The organism is Microbacterium sp. MEJ108Y (assembly GCF_000834175.1).
GTDB lineage: Bacteria > Actinomycetota > Actinomycetes > Actinomycetales > Microbacteriaceae > Microbacterium > Microbacterium forte.
Genome location: NZ_JXQX01000038.1, coordinates 461,372 through 477,987 on the forward strand (window position 1 = coordinate 461,372; position 16,616 = coordinate 477,987).

At 68.9% G+C, this 16,616-nt stretch carries 18 protein-coding genes; 13 read left to right on the forward strand and 5 right to left on the reverse strand.

Annotated features, from left to right (window positions below; all coding sequences use genetic code 11):
- Positions 1-129 precede the first annotated feature (129 nt).
- From RU09_RS17055 to RU09_RS17085, 7 genes are read left to right on the forward strand one after another with little or no spacing between them, the layout of a single operon-like run.
- Positions 130-846 carry an NUDIX hydrolase gene (locus RU09_RS17055; protein WP_042542020.1) on the forward strand — a complete coding sequence of 239 codons (717 nt, stop codon included), beginning with the start codon at positions 130-132 and terminating at the stop codon, positions 844-846.
- Entirely contained in the window at positions 843-2,180 is a 1,338-nt protein-coding gene (nadA, locus tag RU09_RS17060) for a quinolinate synthase NadA (protein WP_042542021.1), read from the forward strand. Before RU09_RS17055 ends, nadA begins: the two co-directional genes overlap by 4 nt.
- A complete protein-coding gene (nadB, locus tag RU09_RS17065; protein WP_042542022.1) occupies positions 2,177-3,688 on the forward strand; it encodes an L-aspartate oxidase in 1,512 nt (503 codons plus the stop codon). The genes nadA and nadB overlap by 4 nt, the downstream gene beginning before the upstream one ends.
- A complete protein-coding gene (nadC, locus tag RU09_RS17070; RefSeq protein ID WP_042542023.1) occupies positions 3,688-4,539 on the forward strand; it encodes a carboxylating nicotinate-nucleotide diphosphorylase in 852 nt (283 codons plus the stop codon). The genes nadB and nadC overlap by 1 nt, the downstream gene beginning before the upstream one ends.
- Positions 4,540-4,544: 5 nt before the next feature.
- The gene (locus tag RU09_RS17075; protein ID WP_042542024.1) at positions 4,545-5,684 is read left to right on the forward strand and encodes a cysteine desulfurase family protein; all 1,140 of its coding nucleotides are present in this window, start codon (positions 4,545-4,547) and stop codon (positions 5,682-5,684) included.
- 37 nt (positions 5,685-5,721) lie between these two features.
- Positions 5,722-6,669 (forward strand): glycosyltransferase family 2 protein, encoded by a 948-nt coding sequence (locus RU09_RS17080; protein WP_042542025.1) that lies wholly within the window; start codon positions 5,722-5,724, stop codon positions 6,667-6,669.
- Positions 6,670-6,689: 20 nt separating this feature from the next.
- Positions 6,690-7,463, forward strand: a complete 774-nt coding sequence (locus tag RU09_RS17085; protein WP_042542026.1) for an SDR family NAD(P)-dependent oxidoreductase — start codon at positions 6,690-6,692, stop codon at positions 7,461-7,463.
- Positions 7,464-7,470: 7 nt separating this feature from the next.
- On the opposite strand, the gene RU09_RS17090 is transcribed toward RU09_RS17085, so the two are convergent.
- Positions 7,471-9,516, reverse strand: coding sequence for an ABC transporter ATP-binding protein (locus RU09_RS17090; RefSeq protein WP_042542027.1), 2,046 nt, complete (start codon positions 9,514-9,516; stop codon positions 7,471-7,473).
- Positions 9,517-9,687: 171 nt separating this feature from the next.
- On the opposite strand from RU09_RS17090, the gene RU09_RS17095 reads away from it, so the two are divergent.
- Positions 9,688-11,166, forward strand: a complete 1,479-nt coding sequence (locus RU09_RS17095) for an MDR family MFS transporter (protein WP_042542028.1) — start codon at positions 9,688-9,690, stop codon at positions 11,164-11,166.
- A 28-nt stretch (positions 11,167-11,194) separates the two neighbouring features.
- On the opposite strand, the gene RU09_RS18810 is transcribed toward RU09_RS17095, so the two are convergent.
- Entirely contained in the window at positions 11,195-11,338 is a 144-nt protein-coding gene (locus RU09_RS18810; RefSeq protein WP_164481686.1) for a hypothetical protein, read from the reverse strand.
- A gap of 97 nt (positions 11,339-11,435) precedes the next feature.
- Here RU09_RS18810 and RU09_RS17100 point away from each other — a divergent pair, with 97 nt between their 5' ends.
- Positions 11,436-12,017: a 1-acyl-sn-glycerol-3-phosphate acyltransferase gene (locus tag RU09_RS17100; RefSeq protein ID WP_042542029.1), complete on the forward strand. Its 582-nt coding sequence runs from the start codon at positions 11,436-11,438 to the stop codon at positions 12,015-12,017.
- A 10-nt stretch (positions 12,018-12,027) separates the two neighbouring features.
- On the opposite strand, the gene RU09_RS17105 is transcribed toward RU09_RS17100, so the two are convergent.
- Positions 12,028-12,249, reverse strand: coding sequence for a hypothetical protein (locus RU09_RS17105; protein ID WP_042542030.1), 222 nt, complete (start codon positions 12,247-12,249; stop codon positions 12,028-12,030).
- 69 nt (positions 12,250-12,318) lie between these two features.
- Here RU09_RS17105 and RU09_RS17110 point away from each other — a divergent pair, with 69 nt between their 5' ends.
- Positions 12,319-12,852, forward strand: a complete 534-nt coding sequence (locus RU09_RS17110; protein ID WP_042542031.1) for a DUF6328 family protein — start codon at positions 12,319-12,321, stop codon at positions 12,850-12,852.
- Positions 12,853-12,872: 20 nt separating this feature from the next.
- On the opposite strand, the gene RU09_RS17115 is transcribed toward RU09_RS17110, so the two are convergent.
- Positions 12,873-13,415: a Dps family protein gene (locus RU09_RS17115; RefSeq protein ID WP_042542032.1), complete on the reverse strand. Its 543-nt coding sequence runs from the start codon at positions 13,413-13,415 to the stop codon at positions 12,873-12,875.
- Positions 13,416-13,512: 97 nt separating this feature from the next.
- Here RU09_RS17115 and RU09_RS17120 point away from each other — a divergent pair, with 97 nt between their 5' ends.
- The 3 genes from RU09_RS17120 (at position 13,513) to RU09_RS17130 (ending at position 14,908) form a co-directional block, all read left to right on the forward strand.
- Entirely contained in the window at positions 13,513-14,052 is a 540-nt protein-coding gene (locus RU09_RS17120) for a GNAT family N-acetyltransferase (RefSeq protein ID WP_228385670.1), read from the forward strand.
- 77 nt (positions 14,053-14,129) lie between these two features.
- Complete coding sequence (locus tag RU09_RS17125) at positions 14,130-14,429, forward strand: Fe-S cluster assembly protein HesB (RefSeq protein WP_042542033.1); 300 nt, start codon at positions 14,130-14,132, stop codon at positions 14,427-14,429.
- Positions 14,430-14,563: 134 nt separating this feature from the next.
- Positions 14,564-14,908 carry a LysR family transcriptional regulator gene (locus RU09_RS17130; RefSeq protein WP_042542034.1) on the forward strand — a complete coding sequence of 115 codons (345 nt, stop codon included), beginning with the start codon at positions 14,564-14,566 and terminating at the stop codon, positions 14,906-14,908.
- A gap of 3 nt (positions 14,909-14,911) precedes the next feature.
- Here RU09_RS17130 and RU09_RS17135 read toward each other — a convergent pair whose 3' ends face one another.
- Positions 14,912-16,576 (reverse strand): ABC-F family ATP-binding cassette domain-containing protein, encoded by a 1,665-nt coding sequence (locus RU09_RS17135; RefSeq protein ID WP_042542035.1) that lies wholly within the window; start codon positions 16,574-16,576, stop codon positions 14,912-14,914.
- Between the last annotated feature and the right edge of the window lie 40 nt (positions 16,577-16,616).

Here is a 16,616-nt window from a genome sequence, read left to right on the forward strand (position 1 = left end):
AATCGCTTTCATAGCGACAAGAGGTCAGAACGCTGGTATATAACGTTTCGGCCTCAGGACTCATCGGGTCGCGGAGGTGCACTAACAGTCCCGATGACACTAAGATCGGATCAGGAGGTTAAGGTACTTATGACCCAAAGCGGAGGGATCGACGTCGCCGTGTCGACAGTGATCCTCACTCTTCGGCGCACCGATGACGGTTCGGCGGTGCTGGCGCTGCCTCTCGTGCTGCGTACGCGCGAGCCCTTCGCCGACCAGTGGGCCCTCCCCGGAGGGTGGCTCACCGAGACCGAATCACCCGTCGACGCCGCAGCTCGAACCCTTGCGGAGACCACCGGACTGACCCCGAGCTATCTCGAGCAGCTCTATGCGTTCGGGGCGGTCGACCGCTCCCCCACGCGCGTCGTGTCGATCGTGTACTGGGCGCTGCTCCGCCAGGACGACGTCGACGCGCAGAGCTCGGCGCACCGCGCATCGGGTCGCGCCCCCGAGAACGTGCGCTGGTTCGGGCTCGACGAGCTGCCAGCGCTGGCCTTCGACCACGCGAAGATCGTCGAGTACGCCCTGTGGCGGCTGCGGAGCAAAGTCGGCTACAGCCGTGTCGCGCATGGTTTCCTCCCCGCCGAATTCACTCTGGCCGACCTTCGCGAGGCCTACGAGGCGATCCTCGGCAAGAACCTCGATCCCGCCAACTTCCGCCGTCAGGTCGAGTCGGCCGGCAACCTCCTGCCCACAGACCGCTTCCGCACCGGCAACCACCGCCCCGCCCGCCTGTACCGCTACAACACCGATGTCGAGCTCGCCGATCACGGCCCGCTCGGCCCTGAGGAGACGAGCACCCGATGAGCATCACCTTCGTTCCGACACCGGCCGTGCAGCCGTTCGACGCCTCCGTCGACCACGCGATCCAGTCGATCGTGTCGGGCGCTTCGACCGACGCGACGTGCACGACCGACCTCGCCGCCGGCCCCTGGGACTTCGACTCCCGCCCGGGCTACGGCCCAGGATCGTCGATGGGCGACGTCATCCCGACCGGAGCACCGCGTCAGGGTGAGCTCCCCGCCGCGTACCGGGCGGCGAGCGAAGCCGAGCTCGACGAGCGCATCCGCACGGCGAAGACGGTGCTGGGCGACCGCGCCGTCATTCTCGGGCACTTCTACCAGCGCGAAGAGGTCGTGCGTCACGCCGACTACGTGGGCGACTCCTTCCAGCTCGCGACCGCGGCGAAGGAGCGGCCGGATGCCGAGGCCATCGTCTTCTGCGGCGTGCACTTCATGGCCGAGACGGCCGACCTGCTCTCGGGCCCCGACCAGGCCGTGATCCTGCCGAATCTCGCGGCCGGATGCTCGATGGCGGACATGGCGGACATCGACCAGGTCGAGGACTGCTGGGAGCAGCTCGCAGAGGTTCTCGGCGACCTCGACGCGCAGGACGAGGACGGCCGCGTGCCCGTCATCCCCGTCACGTACATGAACTCCTCCGCCGCGATCAAGGGCTTCGTCGGCCGACACGGCGGAATCGTCTGCACCTCGTCGAACGCGCAGACCGTGCTCGAGTGGGCATTCGAGCGCGGGCGGCGGGTGCTGTTCTTCCCCGACCAGCACCTCGGACGCAACACCGCGAAGGCGATGGGCGTGCCTCTCGAGCAGATGCCGATGTGGAACCCTCGCAAGGCTCTCGGCGGCTCCTCCGCATCCGAGCTCGTCGACTCCCGGGTGATCCTCTGGCATGGGTTCTGCTCGGTGCACCGTCGGTTCACCGTCGACCAGATCGACCAGGCGCGGGCCGAGCACCCCGGTGTGCGAGTGATCGTGCACCCGGAGTGCCCCATGGCGGTCGTCGACGCGGCCGACGAGGCGGGCTCGACCGACTACATCCGGAGGGCGATCGCCGCTGCGACCACGCCGACGACCTTCGCGATCGGCACCGAGATCAACCTCGTCCGCCGCCTCGCCGCGCAGTTCCCCCAGCATGAGATCTTCTGCCTCGACCCGGTGGTGTGCCCCTGCTCGACGATGTACCGCATCCACCCCGGGTACCTCGCGTGGGTGCTCGAAGAGCTCGTCGCGGGTCGCACGCCGAACCGGATCACGGTGACGGCTGATGTGGCCGGCCCCGCCCGCATCGCTCTCGAGCGGATGCTGGCGGCGAAGCCGCCCGTGGTGACGAGCGCACGATGAACGTCGTCGTCGTCGGCTCGGGGATCGCCGGACTGACCGCGGCGCTGCATGCGCGAGAGGCAGGGCACTCGGTCACCCTCGTGACGAAGGGAGCGATCGGCGACGGCTCCACGGGGTACGCGCAGGGCGGCGTCGCCGGGATCTACGGCACCGGCGACTCTGCGGCGCAGCACGCGGCCGACACGATCGAAGCGGGGGCAGGCCTCTCGGATGAGGTCGCCGTCGGGGTTCTCGTGCGCGACGGCGCGGCTCGGATCGCCGAGCTGATCGCCCGAGGCGTCGCATTCGACCGGTCGCCGGACGGCGAGCTCCTGCTCGGACGCGAGGCTGCTCATCGTCACGCCCGAATCGTGCACGCCGGCGGCGATGCCACCGGTGCGGCGATCGCCCAGTCGTTGGTGGCTGCTGTTCGCAGCACCGACGTCACCGTGGTGGAGGGCGCCTTCCTCGCCGACGTGCTCGTCGAAGACGGCATCGCGCGCGGCATCCGCGTGGTGGTCGACGGCGTGGCCTCCGACCTCTCCGCAGATGCGGTGATCCTCGCGACGGGCGGTGCCGGTCACCTCTATGCGCACACCACGAACCCCCTGGGGGCCACCGGCGACGGCATCGCCGCAGCTCTCCGTGTCGGCGCGGCTGTCGCGGACCTCGAGTTCGTGCAGTTCCATCCGACGATCCTGGGCGAAGGCCCCGCCTTCCTCGTCTCCGAAGCCGTCCGCGGCGAGGGCGCGACCCTGATCGACGCGGCCGGTCGTCGGTTCGTCTTCGACAGCCACCCCGACGGGGAACTCGCCCCGCGCGATGTCGTCGCACGCGCGATCGCCCGCCAGGCAGCCCGGCAAGGCTCCCCCGTGCGTCTCGACGCGACGATGATCGGAAGACTCCGGCTCGCACATCGGTTCCCGACGATCGATCGGGTGACACGCGAACGCGGTTTCGACTGGGCTTCCGAGCCGATTCCCGTGACACCGGCAGCGCACTACCTGATGGGCGGCATCGTCACCGACCTCGACGGCCGCACATCCATCCGGGGCCTCTTGGCCGTGGGCGAGGTGGCGCGCACGGGCGTGCACGGAGCGAACCGCCTCGCTTCGAACTCCCTGCTCGAGGGTGCCGTCTTCGGCGCTCGCGCGGCAGCGGCGCTTGAGGGACCTTGCCAGCATCCTCCGATGACCAGGCGTGGCGGTCAGGTGAACCGCCCGACGCGCGGCGATGGCCGCGGCTCAGACGTGGACGATCACGGCACTGCATTCAGTCGGGCAGCACTCCAGCGACTGATGTGGGACCACGTGGGCCTGCTGCGCTCGGAAGACGGTCTCCGGTACGCCCTGACCACGCTGCGTCGCTGGATCGCCACCGCTCCCGATCCGACCACCGTCGCCGAGCGCGAGGACGCGAACCTGCTCCTGCTCGCCGACGCGACGGCGTCCGCAGCTCTCGCTCGCACCGACTCGATCGGTGCGCACTTCCGCGAATCCGTCGCCGCACCTCTCCTGGAGACCGTCTGATGCTCACCCCCGCCCACATCACCCGCGTCGTCGGCGCTGCGCTCGAGGAGGACGCTCCCTGGGGCGACCTCACCAGCACGACTCTGCTGCCCTCGGACGCCACCGCCACCGCCGATCTGGTCGCTCGAGAAGCCGGGGTCTTCAGCGGGGGCGAGGTCTTCGCGGCTGCGTTCCATCTCACCGGTCCGAGCATCTCGGTCGATGTGCACGTGGGCGACGGCGACGCGTTCGTGGCGGGTGACGTGCTCGCCTCGGTGTCGGGCCCCGCCCGCGGAATCCTCACCGCCGAGCGCATCGCACTCAACTTCGCTCAGCGGATGAGCGGCATCGCGACGGTCACGGCCGCATACGTGCGTGCGATCGAGGGAACGTCGGCACGCATCGCCGACACCCGGAAGACGACCCCGGGGCTCCGCGCCTTCGAACGACATGCCGTGCTCTCGGGGGGCGGACACAACCACCGCCACTCCCTGTCCGACGCGGTGATGGCCAAGGACAACCATCTCGCGGTGCTGAAGCGCTCGGGAGTCGACCTCGCCACCGCCCTGCGCGACGCCCTCTCGCGCCTGCCCCACACCACCCACGTGGTCGTCGAGGTCGACCGGCTCGATCAGATCCCGGCTGTGCTCGACGGCGGCGCGCACACCGTGCTGCTCGACAACTTCTCGGTCGACGAGCTGCGCGCAGGAGTGGCTCTGATCGGCGACCGCGCGCAGGTCGAGGCCTCGGGCGGGGTGAGTCTCGACACGGTCGGCGGCATCGCGGCGACGGGAGTCGATGTGATCTCGGTCGGCGCATTGACGCACTCGGCCAGGGCGCTCGACCTCGGCCTGGACGTGCGGATCGACTGACGCGGATGCTCTATCTCGACCACGCCGCGACCTCCCCGGTCCGTCCGGAGGTGCTCGACGCGATGCGCCCGTTCCTCGCCGGGGTGTTCGGCAACCCGTCGAGCCATCACACATACGGCGAAGCTGCGGCGAGCGCGCTCGACGAGGCACGCGCACGGGTCGCGCGGGTGCTCGGCATGCGCTCCGGAGATGTGATCTTCACCTCCGGCGGAACAGAATCGAACAACCTCGCGGTGAAGGGGATCGTGCTCGCGGCTCTCGCGCGCGGCCGCGGGCATCTGGTCGTCTCGCCGATCGAGCACGAGTCGATCCTCGAGTCCGCCGACTATCTGCATCGCTTCCATGGGGTCGAGGTGTCGGCCGCTCCGGTCGACGCCCTCGGCAGGATCTCGGCCGCTGCGCTGACGGAGACCCTGCGTGAGGACACCGCTCTGGCGGTCATCGGACACGCCAACAACGAGATCGGCACGATCCAGGACGTGCCCTCACTCGCCGCGGTGGCCCGTGATGCCGGCGTACCGCTGCACGTCGATGCCGTGCAGTCGGCAGGGTGGCTGCCACTCACCGATCTCGGGGCGGATGCGATAGCGGTGGCCGGGCACAAGCTCGGGACCCCCAAGGGGATCGGCGTGCTCGGCGTGCGCGGGCGCGTCGCTCTCGAACCCCTGATGCACGGTGGCGGGCAGGAACGGGGTCGCCGCTCCGGCACCGAGAACGTCGCGGGAGCGGTGGCCCTCGCCACGGCGCTGGAGCTCGCCGAAGCGGAGCGCGACGAGGTGAACGCCCGGCTCAGCGCATCCACGGGACGATTCATCGAGGTGGTTCAGTCGCTCGTGTCGCAGGCGTCGCTCACCGGTGATCCGGTGGCGCGGCTTCCCGCGACGGCGAGCTTCACGTTCACCGGTGTCAGCGGCGAGGCCGTTCTGCTCGAGCTCGAGCGACGGGGAGTCGTGTCGTCGAGCGGCTCCGCGTGCGCTGCCGGAAGCGACGAGCCTTCGCATGTGCTCCTCGCGTGCGGGGTGTCTCCTGCGGTCGCACAGACCTCGGTGCGCTTCACCTTCGGACGCGAGGCGCTGCCCTCCGATCTGCCCGAGCGACTCGGCGCGCTGGTGGCCGGGTCGGTGAGGGCGGTCGCCCACCCCTGAACGGCGAGAGCTGCGCGTGCGGCCATAGACTCGGCTGGTGACCGCCACCGCCCCGATCGTGACTCTGATCGTCCCCGGCCGCGACATCGGCGCCTTCGCTCCGGCCGCTCTCGACTCGCTGCGCGCGCAGTCCGAGACGCGGTGGCGCGCTCTCCTCATCGACGACGGCTCCGTCGACGACACCGGCGAGATCTTCGCCGCAGCCGCCGCGTCGGATCCGAGGTTCCGAAGCCTGCGGCACGAGGCGTCCCGGGGGCTCGGCGCTGCGCGCAACGTGGGCCTCGAGCTGGTCGACACCCCCTTCGTGGGGTTTCTCGACGGCGATGACGAGCTCACCTCGACGGCGCTCGGGCGCCTCCTCGGCACCCTCGCCGAGACCGGCAGCGATTTCGTCGCGGGCGCGTATGTGCGATCGCGCTTCGACGGCGAGAGCTATGTCGCCGGGCGGGTGCAGCCATGGGTGTCGGCGGCGACGTCTCCTGCACGGCTGGGCACCACGATCATGGAGCACCCCCGCGCGAGCGCCAACATCGTCGCGTGGTCGAAGGTCAGCCGCACCGACTTCTGGAGCGACCTGAGGTTTCCCGAGGGCGTGGCGTACGAAGACCAGGTGGTCGCGCAGCTGATGTACACCCGCGCCCGCGCCTTCGATGTCATCCCCGACACCGTCGTGCGGTGGCGTCTGCGGGCCGACGGCACCTCGATCACGCAGAGCCGGGCGCAGCTCCCGGTGCTGCGCGACTACCTCGACGCTCTGCGCGGGGGAATCCGCGTGCTGCACGAGGCGGGCGCCCGCGCCGCCGTCACGGCCCGACTCGAACTGATCCTCGCGATGGATGTGCCTCCACTGGTCGAGATCGCGCGCACTCACGCCGATCCCGCGTACTCGGCGGAGATCGACGCGTTCGTCACCGAGATCGAAGCGCTCCCCGAGCACGCCGACGTCCGCCCCGACCCCGCCCTCACCGCCGCCCTGGCGTGGTGAGGCTCGCCACCAGGAGACCGATGAACCAGTACCTCGCCGATCTCTTCTCGCTCGAGGGCCGCACAGCCGTCGTCACGGGCGGCAGCTCGGGCATCGGACGCGGCATCGCGACCGCGCTCGCGAAGGCCGGGGCCGCCACAGTGATCGTCGCACGCGGCGAAGCCCGGATCGCCGAGACCGTCGCCGAGCTCACGAGCGCCGGATGCCGGGCGGCCGGAGTCGTCGGCGATCTCGGCTCCCGAGAGGGGATCCGGGCCCTCGCCGAGGCCGCCACCGAGCCGTTCGGCGAGCCGGACATCCTCGTGAACTCCGCGGGGATCAACATCCGCCCGCCGTTCGCCGAGATCACCGAGGACGACTGGGATGCGACGATGACCGTCAATGCGCTCGCCCCGTTCCTGCTCGGACAGCGCTACGCCACGGGCATGGCCGAGCGCGGCTTCGGGCGCCTGATCCACATCAGCTCGCAGCAGGCGCATCGTGCCTTTGTCGGCAGCGGCGTCTACGGAGCGTCGAAGGGAGCCGTGGAGTCGCTGATGCGCTCGGAGGCCGAGGCATGGGGCGGCACCGGAGTCACGAGCAACACCCTGGTTCCCGGATTCGTGCTCACTCCGCTCAACGCACGCTTGCAGGAGGATCCGGAGCAGATCGCGGCGCTGGCGGCCCGGACGATGATCGGGCGCAACGGACTGCCCGCCGACTTCGCGGCGGCCTCCGTGTTCCTCGCGGGCGTCGGCTCGAGCTATGTCACCGGGCAGTCGCTGTTCATCGACGGCGGCCTGTCGGTGCACTGACCGCGTCTCACCCTTCGGCCGGGTACACCCGCTCGTCCGCGCGAGGCATATCGAGCAGCGGAACCGGCGCGGTGAGCGCATCGACCGCATCCGCTCCGGCCGAATCCTCCGGCGCCCGGTCCGCTCTGCGGTCGGCCAGAGCGGCACGCATGCCTCCCGTGACCGCCGTCTCGATGACCATCTCCGTGTCGAGCACGCGTGATGCGGCGACCTGCTGCGCGGCGAGCTCGGCGTAGAGACCGCCCAGAGCGAGGAGTTCGGCATGCGTTCCCGACTCCACGATCAGACCCGCCTCGACGACGTGGATGACATCTGCGCCCATGATCGTCGAGAGACGGTGCGCGATCGTGAGCGTCGTCCGCCCCTTCGCGGCCTCGTCCAGTGCCTCCTGCACGACCCGCTCCGACACGGTGTCGAGAGCGGAGGTGGCCTCGTCGAGCAGAAGCACGGGCGGATCCTTCAGCAGCACACGCGCGATCGCGATGCGCTGCTTCTCTCCGCCCGAGAGACGGTATCCCCGCTCCCCGACCACCGTGTCGTAGCCGTCTTCGAACCCGCTGATGATGTGGTGGATGTTCGCTGCGGTGCAGGCCGCGATCATCTCCTCGTCGGTCGCCTCCGGGCGGGCGTAGAGGAGGTTCTCGCGGATCGTGGCGTGGAACAGGTAGGTCTCCTGAGACACGATGCCGACCTGATCGATGATGGACTCCTGCGTGAGGGTCTTCACGTCCGCGCCCGCGAAGAGCACGGCGCCGCTGTGCGCCTCGTACAGCCGCGGAGCGAGGTACAGCACCGTCGTCTTGCCGGCGCCGGACGGACCCACGAATGCCACGTGCTGTCCCGGTTCGGCGACGAACGACACGCCCTGCAGCGTGGGTCGAGCGTCCGGCGCCGCATCCGGGTAGCGGAAGACGACATCCGCGAACTCGATCCGTCCGCGCGGCCCCGGGGCTTCGGCGACGGTGATCGCATCCGGAGCGTCCTGGATCTCGGGGACGAGGTCGAGGTATTCGAAGATGCGCGCGAACAGCGCGGATGATGTCTGAAGGTCGAGCGACACCCGCATGAGTCCCATCAGCGGCTGCAGAAGACGCGCCTGGACGGTCGTGAAGGCCACGACGGTGCCGGCGGTGATGGCGCCGGTGCCGCCGGCGATGAGGTAGCCCGAGACGAGGTAGATGACGGCGGGCACGCTCGCCATCAGCACCTGGACGACGGCGAAGAAGCCCTGGCCGCTCATCGCTCGCCGCACCTGCAGCGTGACTTGGTTGCGATTCTCGGCCTGGTATCGCTGGGACTCCGTGCGCTGGCGGTTGAACGCCTTCGACAGCAGCATCCCCGAGACGCTCAGCGTCTCCTGCGTGATGGAGGTGAGCTCCGAGAGGGACTCCTGCGTCTCTCCCGCGATGCGCGCACGCACCTGGCCCACGCGGCGTTGGACGATGATCAGGAACGGCATCAGCACGACGGCGATCAGAGTGAGACGCCAGTCGATGAGGATCATCGCGACGAGCGACGCGATCACGGTGACGACATTGCCCAGGATGCTGGTGACGGTGTTCGTCAGCACCCCTGAGACGCCGCCGACGTCGTTCTGCAGGCGGGACTGGATCACGCCTGTCTTCGTCCGGGTGAAGAAGCCGAGTTCCATCGCCTGCAGGTGCTCGAACAGGCGCACACGGAGGTCGCCGGTGACGCTGTTGCCGACCGTCGAGGTGAGCCAGGTCTGAGCCACTCCGAGCACGGCCGAGACGAGGAAGAACCCGACCATCGCCGAGACGAGCCAGATCAACAGCTGCAGCTGCGGACCCCCGCCGTCTACCGGGAAGAGGGCGTCGTCGAAGATGCGCTGGACGATCAGCGGAGGGATCACCGCGATCGCGGCGCCGATGACGACCAGCACGCCGGTCCAGAAGATGCGCCATCGGTAGGGCCGGAAGAGGGCGATCACTCTGGCGCCCAGGCCGCTGATCCGGGGCGCCTCTGCGTTGAGCCGACGCTGCGCGGTCTCATCCACCCCGCGGAATCCACCGCGTCCGCCACCCATGCTCATCACGCCAGCGTAGTCAGCGAGGTCGACATCGGGACCGATGCGGCGCGGCTGAGCCTCCGCTGAGAGCGGATTCGCCCGGATCCGGAATGGAATGTCCGAAGCTGTGGTTACGCTGAATGTCCAACGCGCACTCGCGCGCCTTCCCTCTTTCTCTCGTGCCCAGGAGGCCGTATGTCTGCCGTCGACACCGGTTCGATCACCACGCCCCCGGCTGCGGCGAGCGGTGAGATCGCTCGCAGCGACATGCGCGTGATCTGGCTGCTTCTCGTCGCCGCGTTCGTCGCCATCCTCAACGAGACGACGATGGGGATCGCGATCCCGCATCTGAACTCCGATCTGGGCATCCCGCCCGAGCTCGGCCAGTGGCTGACGAGCGCGTTCATGCTGACCATGGCCGTCGTGATCCCGACCACCGGGTTCATCCTGCAGCGCTTCACGACCCGCCAGGTCTTCATCGCGGCGATGGTCTCGTTCTCGCTCGGCACGCTGGTCGCCCTCGTGGCGCCCGGCTTCGGGGTCCTCCTCGTGGGTCGAGTCATCCAGGCCGCCGGCACCGGAATCATGATGCCGCTGCTCATGACGACGATCATGAACGTGGTCCCTCCGCAGTCGCGCGGTCGCATGATGGGCCGGGTCGGCCTCGTCATCTCGCTCGCTCCCGCGATCGGCCCGACGCTCGCCGGCGCGGTCCTCGAGACGCTCCACTGGCGCGCGCTGTTCGCGATCATCCTGCCGATCGCCCTCATCTCGCTCTTCATCGGGGTCAAGTGGATGACGAACCTCGGAGAGACGCGCAAGGTTCCCCTCGACGTGCTCTCCATCCCGCTCGCGGCACTCGGCTTCGGCGGCATCGTCTTCGGTCTCAGCCAGTTCGGCGGCGAGGGCGGATCCGGCGAGACCAGCGGCGTGATCGCACTCGTCGTGGGTGCCGTCGCCCTCGCGCTGTTCGTCTGGCGTCAGCTGGTGCTGCAGCGCATCGATGACGCTCTGCTCGATCTGCGGGTGTTCCGCTCGGTCAACTTCACGTTCGCGGTCATCATCATGGCGATCCTCGCGCTGTCGATGTTCGGCACGCTGACGCTGCTCCCGCAGTACCTGCAGAACGTCGCCGGACTCAACGCCCTCGAAGCAGGTCTCATCCTGCTTCCCGGCTCCGTGCTGATGGGTCTGCTCGGCCCCGTCATGGGTCGCGTGTACGACGCCCGCGGAACGCGCCCGCTGCTGATCCCCGGAACGATCCTCGTGTCGGCAGCGCTTTTCTATTACTCGACCGTCGGAGAGCACACCGTGTGGTGGGTGCTGATCATCGTGCAGGCCGCGATGTCGGTCGGGCTCGCGATGTCCTTCACGCCCCTGTTCTCCGCATCGCTCGGATCACTGCCGCGCTCGCTGTACTCGCACGGCTCCGCGGTGCTGAACACTCTCCAGCAGGTCGGCGGGGCCGCCGGCGTCGCCGTCCTCACCGTCACCTATTCCGCCATCCTGCACGCAGGAGAGGCCGAGGGACTGGAGACGGCCGCGGCTGGAGCACCTGGCGCTCGGATGGCGTTCCTCATCGCCGCGATCATCTCGCTCGCCGCCGTCGCGCTGAGCGCGTTCGTCCGCAAGCCCGCAGACGATCTGGCCGACGCGATGCATGGCGGGCACTGAACGTCGCCGCTGCGGCGGCGTCTGATCGCTACTGCGTCTTCGGCGCAGGGAAGTGGCAGACGCCGCCGCTGCAGTACCCGGCGGCGTCGTCATCGAGAAGGTTCGGAGTTCCGGTCAGCGGCTGAAGCACGGTCGGTGCGTCCTGCTCTGCGGAGTCCTGTGTCTTGGCCACCATTCGATCGTACGCCCGTGGCGACGAGATGGCGCGAAACGGCCCTCCTTCGCCCGACGACAGTGGCTCACCAGGAGTTCTGCCCTACGGTTGACGAGTGCTCAAACGACTCCTCGCCCGCCTCTTCTGGGCAGTCAGCCGCTGGACCCTCACTGCCGAGGCGACGCCTGTGCGACCCACCATCCTGATCGGTGCGCCGCACACGTCGAACTGGGACTTCGTCCTCATGCTGGCGATCGCGTGGCGGCTCGACATCGAGGTGCATTGGCTCGGCAAGAACAGTCTGTTCCGGGGTTGGCGGGGGCCGATCATGCGGAGCATCGGCGGCATCCCAGTCGATCGAGCCGACCCGGCACGAGTGGTCAACGACGTCGTCGCGCAGGTGCATTCCGGCAGCGTCTTCGGTCTCGTCATCACGCCCGACGGCACTCGCGGGGGCAACGAGTACTGGAAGTCCGGCTTCTACCGCATCGCAAGAGAGACCGGGATGCCGGTGACGCTCGGATTCGTCGACCGCACCACGATGACCACCGGTCTCGGGCCCACTCTCGAGCTGACGGGGGACGTCGCCGCCGACATGGACAGGATCCGCGCGTTCTACGCCGACAAGGCGGGTCTGCGTCCGGAACGCCGAACCACACCCCGACTGCGCGAGGAGCAGGCCCCCGAAGACAGCTGAGTGCGTCGAGTCAGTCGGAGTCCTCGTCGGCGATCTCCGAGCGCGTCTCGGAGCGGGCGTATTCGAGGTCCTCGTCCGAGAGGGTCTCCTTCATGCCGACCACCGCACCCGTGATCGTCCGGATCTCCTCTCGAGTCCGTTCGCTCAGCTGCGGCGCCGACTCGCCGAGCACGTCGACCCGCGCCTCGAGCGACAGCGCTGACCACCATTCCCGGATCGGGGGAAGCGTCATCATGGTCTCCTTCTCGGTCGACGCACAAGTGGCTGGACAGGATTCGAGGCCTCCCGCGAGACTGGCCGCATGGAACCCGATGACCACCCCACGCGCTCCGGGGAGCTCGACGACCGCCGTGACGGGCGCGATGAGACGCGCAACGAGCGAGCAGACCGCAACTGGGAGGAGCTGCTGCAAGAACTGCGCGTGATGCAGACGGGCACCCAGATCCTCACGGGGTTCCTGCTCGCCGTGGCATTCACTCCTCGATTCGAGGACATGGACGAGTTCCAGCGAGACGTGTACGTGGTGCTGGTGGGGCTCGCCGCGGTGGCCACGATTCTGGCGCTGGCACCGGTGGGGATGCATCGAGCGCTGTTCGGCCGCCGCCGCAAGCCCGAACTCGTGCGGGTTGCCGCTCGCATCGTGAAGATCGATCTCGTGGCGATCGCCGCGCTCACGATCGGCGTCACGACCCTCATCATCGATTTCACCGTCGACCGCTCCGCGGGGCTCATCGCGCTCGTGTCCTCATGCGTGGCTGTGCTCCTCCTGTGGCTCGTCCTCCCCCGCCTCGTGCGGCGCGAGGCCGAACGAGGCGGGGCGGACGACAAGACCTGACGCGAGGTTCCCCGCAGAGGTCAGCGGCCGGCCGGGGTGCGGTTCTCGGCGCTGACCATCCATGCGAACTGCTCGAGGCTCTCGAGCACCGCGTGCAGGATGTCGGCAGAGGTGGGATCTTCTTCGTCGACCGCGTCGTGCACGTCGCGGATCGTTCCGACGACGGCATCCAGACGCGCGGTCACGAGATCGATGGTGTCGGTCGTCGAGACCTCGCCCATCGGGAACGCGGGAAGCGACGTCGACTCGGCGATCGTATCGGTGCGCCCGTCGGGCACGGCGTGCAGCGCGCGCATGCGCTCCGCGACCGTGTCGCTGAACGTGCGCGCGGCGTCGATGATCTCATCGAGCTGTCGGTGCGTGTCCCGGAAGTTGCGGCCGACGACGTTCCAGTGCGCCTGCTTGCCCTGCAGCGAGAGCTCGATCAGGTCGACGAGCACGAGCTGCAGATTGGCGGCGAGCGTCGTGGATGCCGTGAATCCCTTCTCGGCGTTCTGTCGTCTGGTCGTCTTCGCTCCGCGCTTGGATGCGGTGCCGGTCTTGGACGCGGTCTTCTCAGCCATGGAGTCCTCCTGAGGTTGGGAACTGCGAGGCTAGCTCCGCGGCGCGCCCGGATCGAGGGGGTTGACAGTCCCCCCGGTCTCATCAGATCGTGGCGCAGTGACGAAATCAGAGAGAGCACAGACGGACATCGACGAGAACGCATCGGACGTGGTGATCGGGCCCGTCTCAGAATCGGATGCGGGCGAGGTGCTCACCCTTCAAAGGGCGGCGTTCGTCTCGGAGGCGCAGATCTACGGCAGCGCCGACATGCCTCCGCTGACCCAGACCCTGCCCGAAGTCGAGGCCGAGCTGCGGTCGAGCAGGGGGCTGACAGCCCGCCAGAACGGCCGTCTGGTGGGAGTGATCCGATTCGTCGAAGCCGACGGAGTGCTGCTGATCGGCCGGATAGCGATAGCCCCCGACATGCAGGGCGAGGGCATCGGACGCACGCTGCTCGACGCGGCCGAGCGTTCGTCGACGGCCCGCGAAGCCGAGCTCTTCACCGGCAGCCTGAGCGAAGCGAACATACGTCTCTACAAGGCGTGCGGCTATGAAGAGGCGGAGCGGGTGCCCCAGGGCGACGGAACCGAGCAGGTGTTCCTGAGAAAACCTCTGCATCAGGTGGGAGACCCCTCCGAACCGGGCGCGTCGGGTTGAATCGCCCCAGGTGTGTGCGGAATCGTAGCCCGGACGCGTCGCACCCGCGGCGTGACCGCAACCGGAAGGAGAGTCTCGTGCTCACCCTCACCGATAACGCCACCGCAATCGTGAACACCCTCGTCAGCCGTCAGACCGACGCCACCGACGCAGGCCTTCGCATCCATTCCACGCCTACTGCCGGCCCGGACGGGGGCGCACGCCTCGCGGTCCTCGTGACCCCGGACCCCGAGCCCGACGACCGGGTGGTCGAGGTCGCCGGCACCCGACTCTTCCTCGACGAGGCCGCTGCCGCAGCGCTCGATGAGAAGGTGCTCGACGCCGGTGTCGACGACGAAGGCTCTGTGTCCTTCGCGGTTCTCCCGCAGGTCGCCTGAACGACAGGATCACCGGATGCCGCGGCTCATCGAGCCGCGGCATCCGTGTCTGTGTGGGGCGGCCGCGCATCCGCCTCGCGTAGGTTAGGTGGGGACCCGCGATCGTCGCGGATTCAGAGAGATCGTTCACCCGCATGAAGCTGGCACTGCTCCGTCGCTACGTCGTCGTCGCCGAGACGCTGCACTTCCCCCGAGCCGCCAAGCAGCTGGGCATCCCCCTGGCATCGCTCTACACCTCTCTCGACAAGCTCGAGGACGAGGTGGGACACACCCTGATCAACCGCGAAGGGACACCGAGGCTGACGAGCGTCGGCGAGCTGTTCCTCGTCGAGGCTCAGGCGACTGTGGCCGCTGCTCCCCCGCCCGCGCCGAAGACGGCGGGCCCGGCCGGCGGCAAGGCCAAGGCGTCGAAGGGCAAAGGCCGTGCGCCCGTCGTGAAGGGGCAGCCGAAGCCCTACAAGAAGCGTCAGGGGCGCTGAGCCTCAGACCTCGCTCACCTGGCCGTTCTCGACGCTCCATCGACGGTTCGTCTGCACGGCCTCCAGCATCCGCCGGTCGTGCGTCACGAGCAGCAGCGTGCCCGCGTACGACTCGAGCGCCTGCTCGAGCTGCTCGATGGCCGGCAGATCGAGGTGGTTCGTGGGTTCGTCGAGCACCAGCAGGTTGACTCCGCGCGCCTGCAGCAGCGCCAGCGCCGCCCGGGTGCGCTCGCCCGGAGACAGGGCGCCGACGGGGCGGGTGACGTGGTCGGCTCTGAGGCCGAATTTGGCCAGCAGGGTGCGCACCTCCGCCGATGTCAGCTCGGGAACGAGAGCCTCGAACGCGTCCGCGAGCGCCGCGTCACCGGTGAGCAAGGATCGGGCCTGATCGATCTCGCCGATCTGCACGCTGCTCCCGAGACTCGCCGTCCCCTCGACCGGCTCCTGCCGCCCGAGAAGAGCTCGCAGCAGCGTCGACTTGCCGGCACCGTTCGGGCCGGTGATGCCGATGCGGTCGCCGGCATCGATCTGCAGCGAAAGCGGCCCCATGGTGAAGGTCCCCTGCCGGAACACCGCACCGCTGAGCGTGGACACCACACTGCTCGATCGAGGCGCCGAACCGATCGTGAACTCCAGCTGCCACTCCTTGCGGGGCTCCTCGACCTCGTCGAGGCGCGCGATCCGGCTCTCCATCTGACGCACCTTCTGCGCCTGCTTCTCGCTCGACTCGGCTGACGCCTTGCGCTTGATCTTGTCGTTGTCCGGCGACTTCCTCATCGCGTTGCGCACACCCTGGCTCGACCACTCGCGCTGGGTGCGGGCACGCGAGACGAGGTCGGCCTTCTTGTCGGCGAACTCGTCGTACTTCTCCCGCAGGTGCCGGCGCACGACGGCTCGTTCTTCGATGAAGGCGTCGTAGCCGCCGCCGTAGAGGCGATTCGATCCCTGTGCGAGATCGAGCTCGAGCACACGAGTCACGCTGCGCGCCAGGAACTCGCGGTCGTGGCTGACGAGCACGACACCGCCACGGAGTCCGCGGACGAACGACTCGAGTCGATCGAGCCCATCGAGGTCGAGATCGTTGGTCGGCTCGTCGAGGAACACGATGTCGAAGCGCGACAGCAGCAACGCCGCGAGCCCGACGCGAGCAGCCTGACCACCCGACAGCCCCGTCATGAGCGCATCAGCCGCGACACCGCTGCCGCTCGGGAGCCCGAGGTCGGCGAGCACGGCAGGGATGCGTTCGTCGAGATCGGCCGCCCCGCTTGCGAGCCACCGGTCGAGCGCCTGAGAGTAGGTGTCGGCCGGGTCTGTGCCCGCCGGCGCGAGCGTCGGGTCTCCGAGCGCCGCCGCAGCCGCATCCATATCTCGCGTCGCCGCCGCGCACCCGGTGCGGCGCGCGATGTACTCCGCGACCGTCTCACCTTCCACTCGCTCGTGCTCCTGTGGCAGCCACCCGACGAACGCGTCGCTGGGTGCGAGCGAGATCGACCCTCCCATCGGCGTGTCCACGCCGGCGAGAAGGCGGAGAAGCGTCGATTTGCCCGCTCCGTTCGCCCCGACGACGCCGATCACGTCGCCAGGAGCGACCGTCAGGTCGAGCCCCTCGAAGAGGATGCGGTGGCCGTAGCCGCCTGCCAGGTTCTGGGCGACGAGGGTGGCGGTCATCAGACCATCATCTCAGGCGGCGAGGGAATCTCAGACTCGG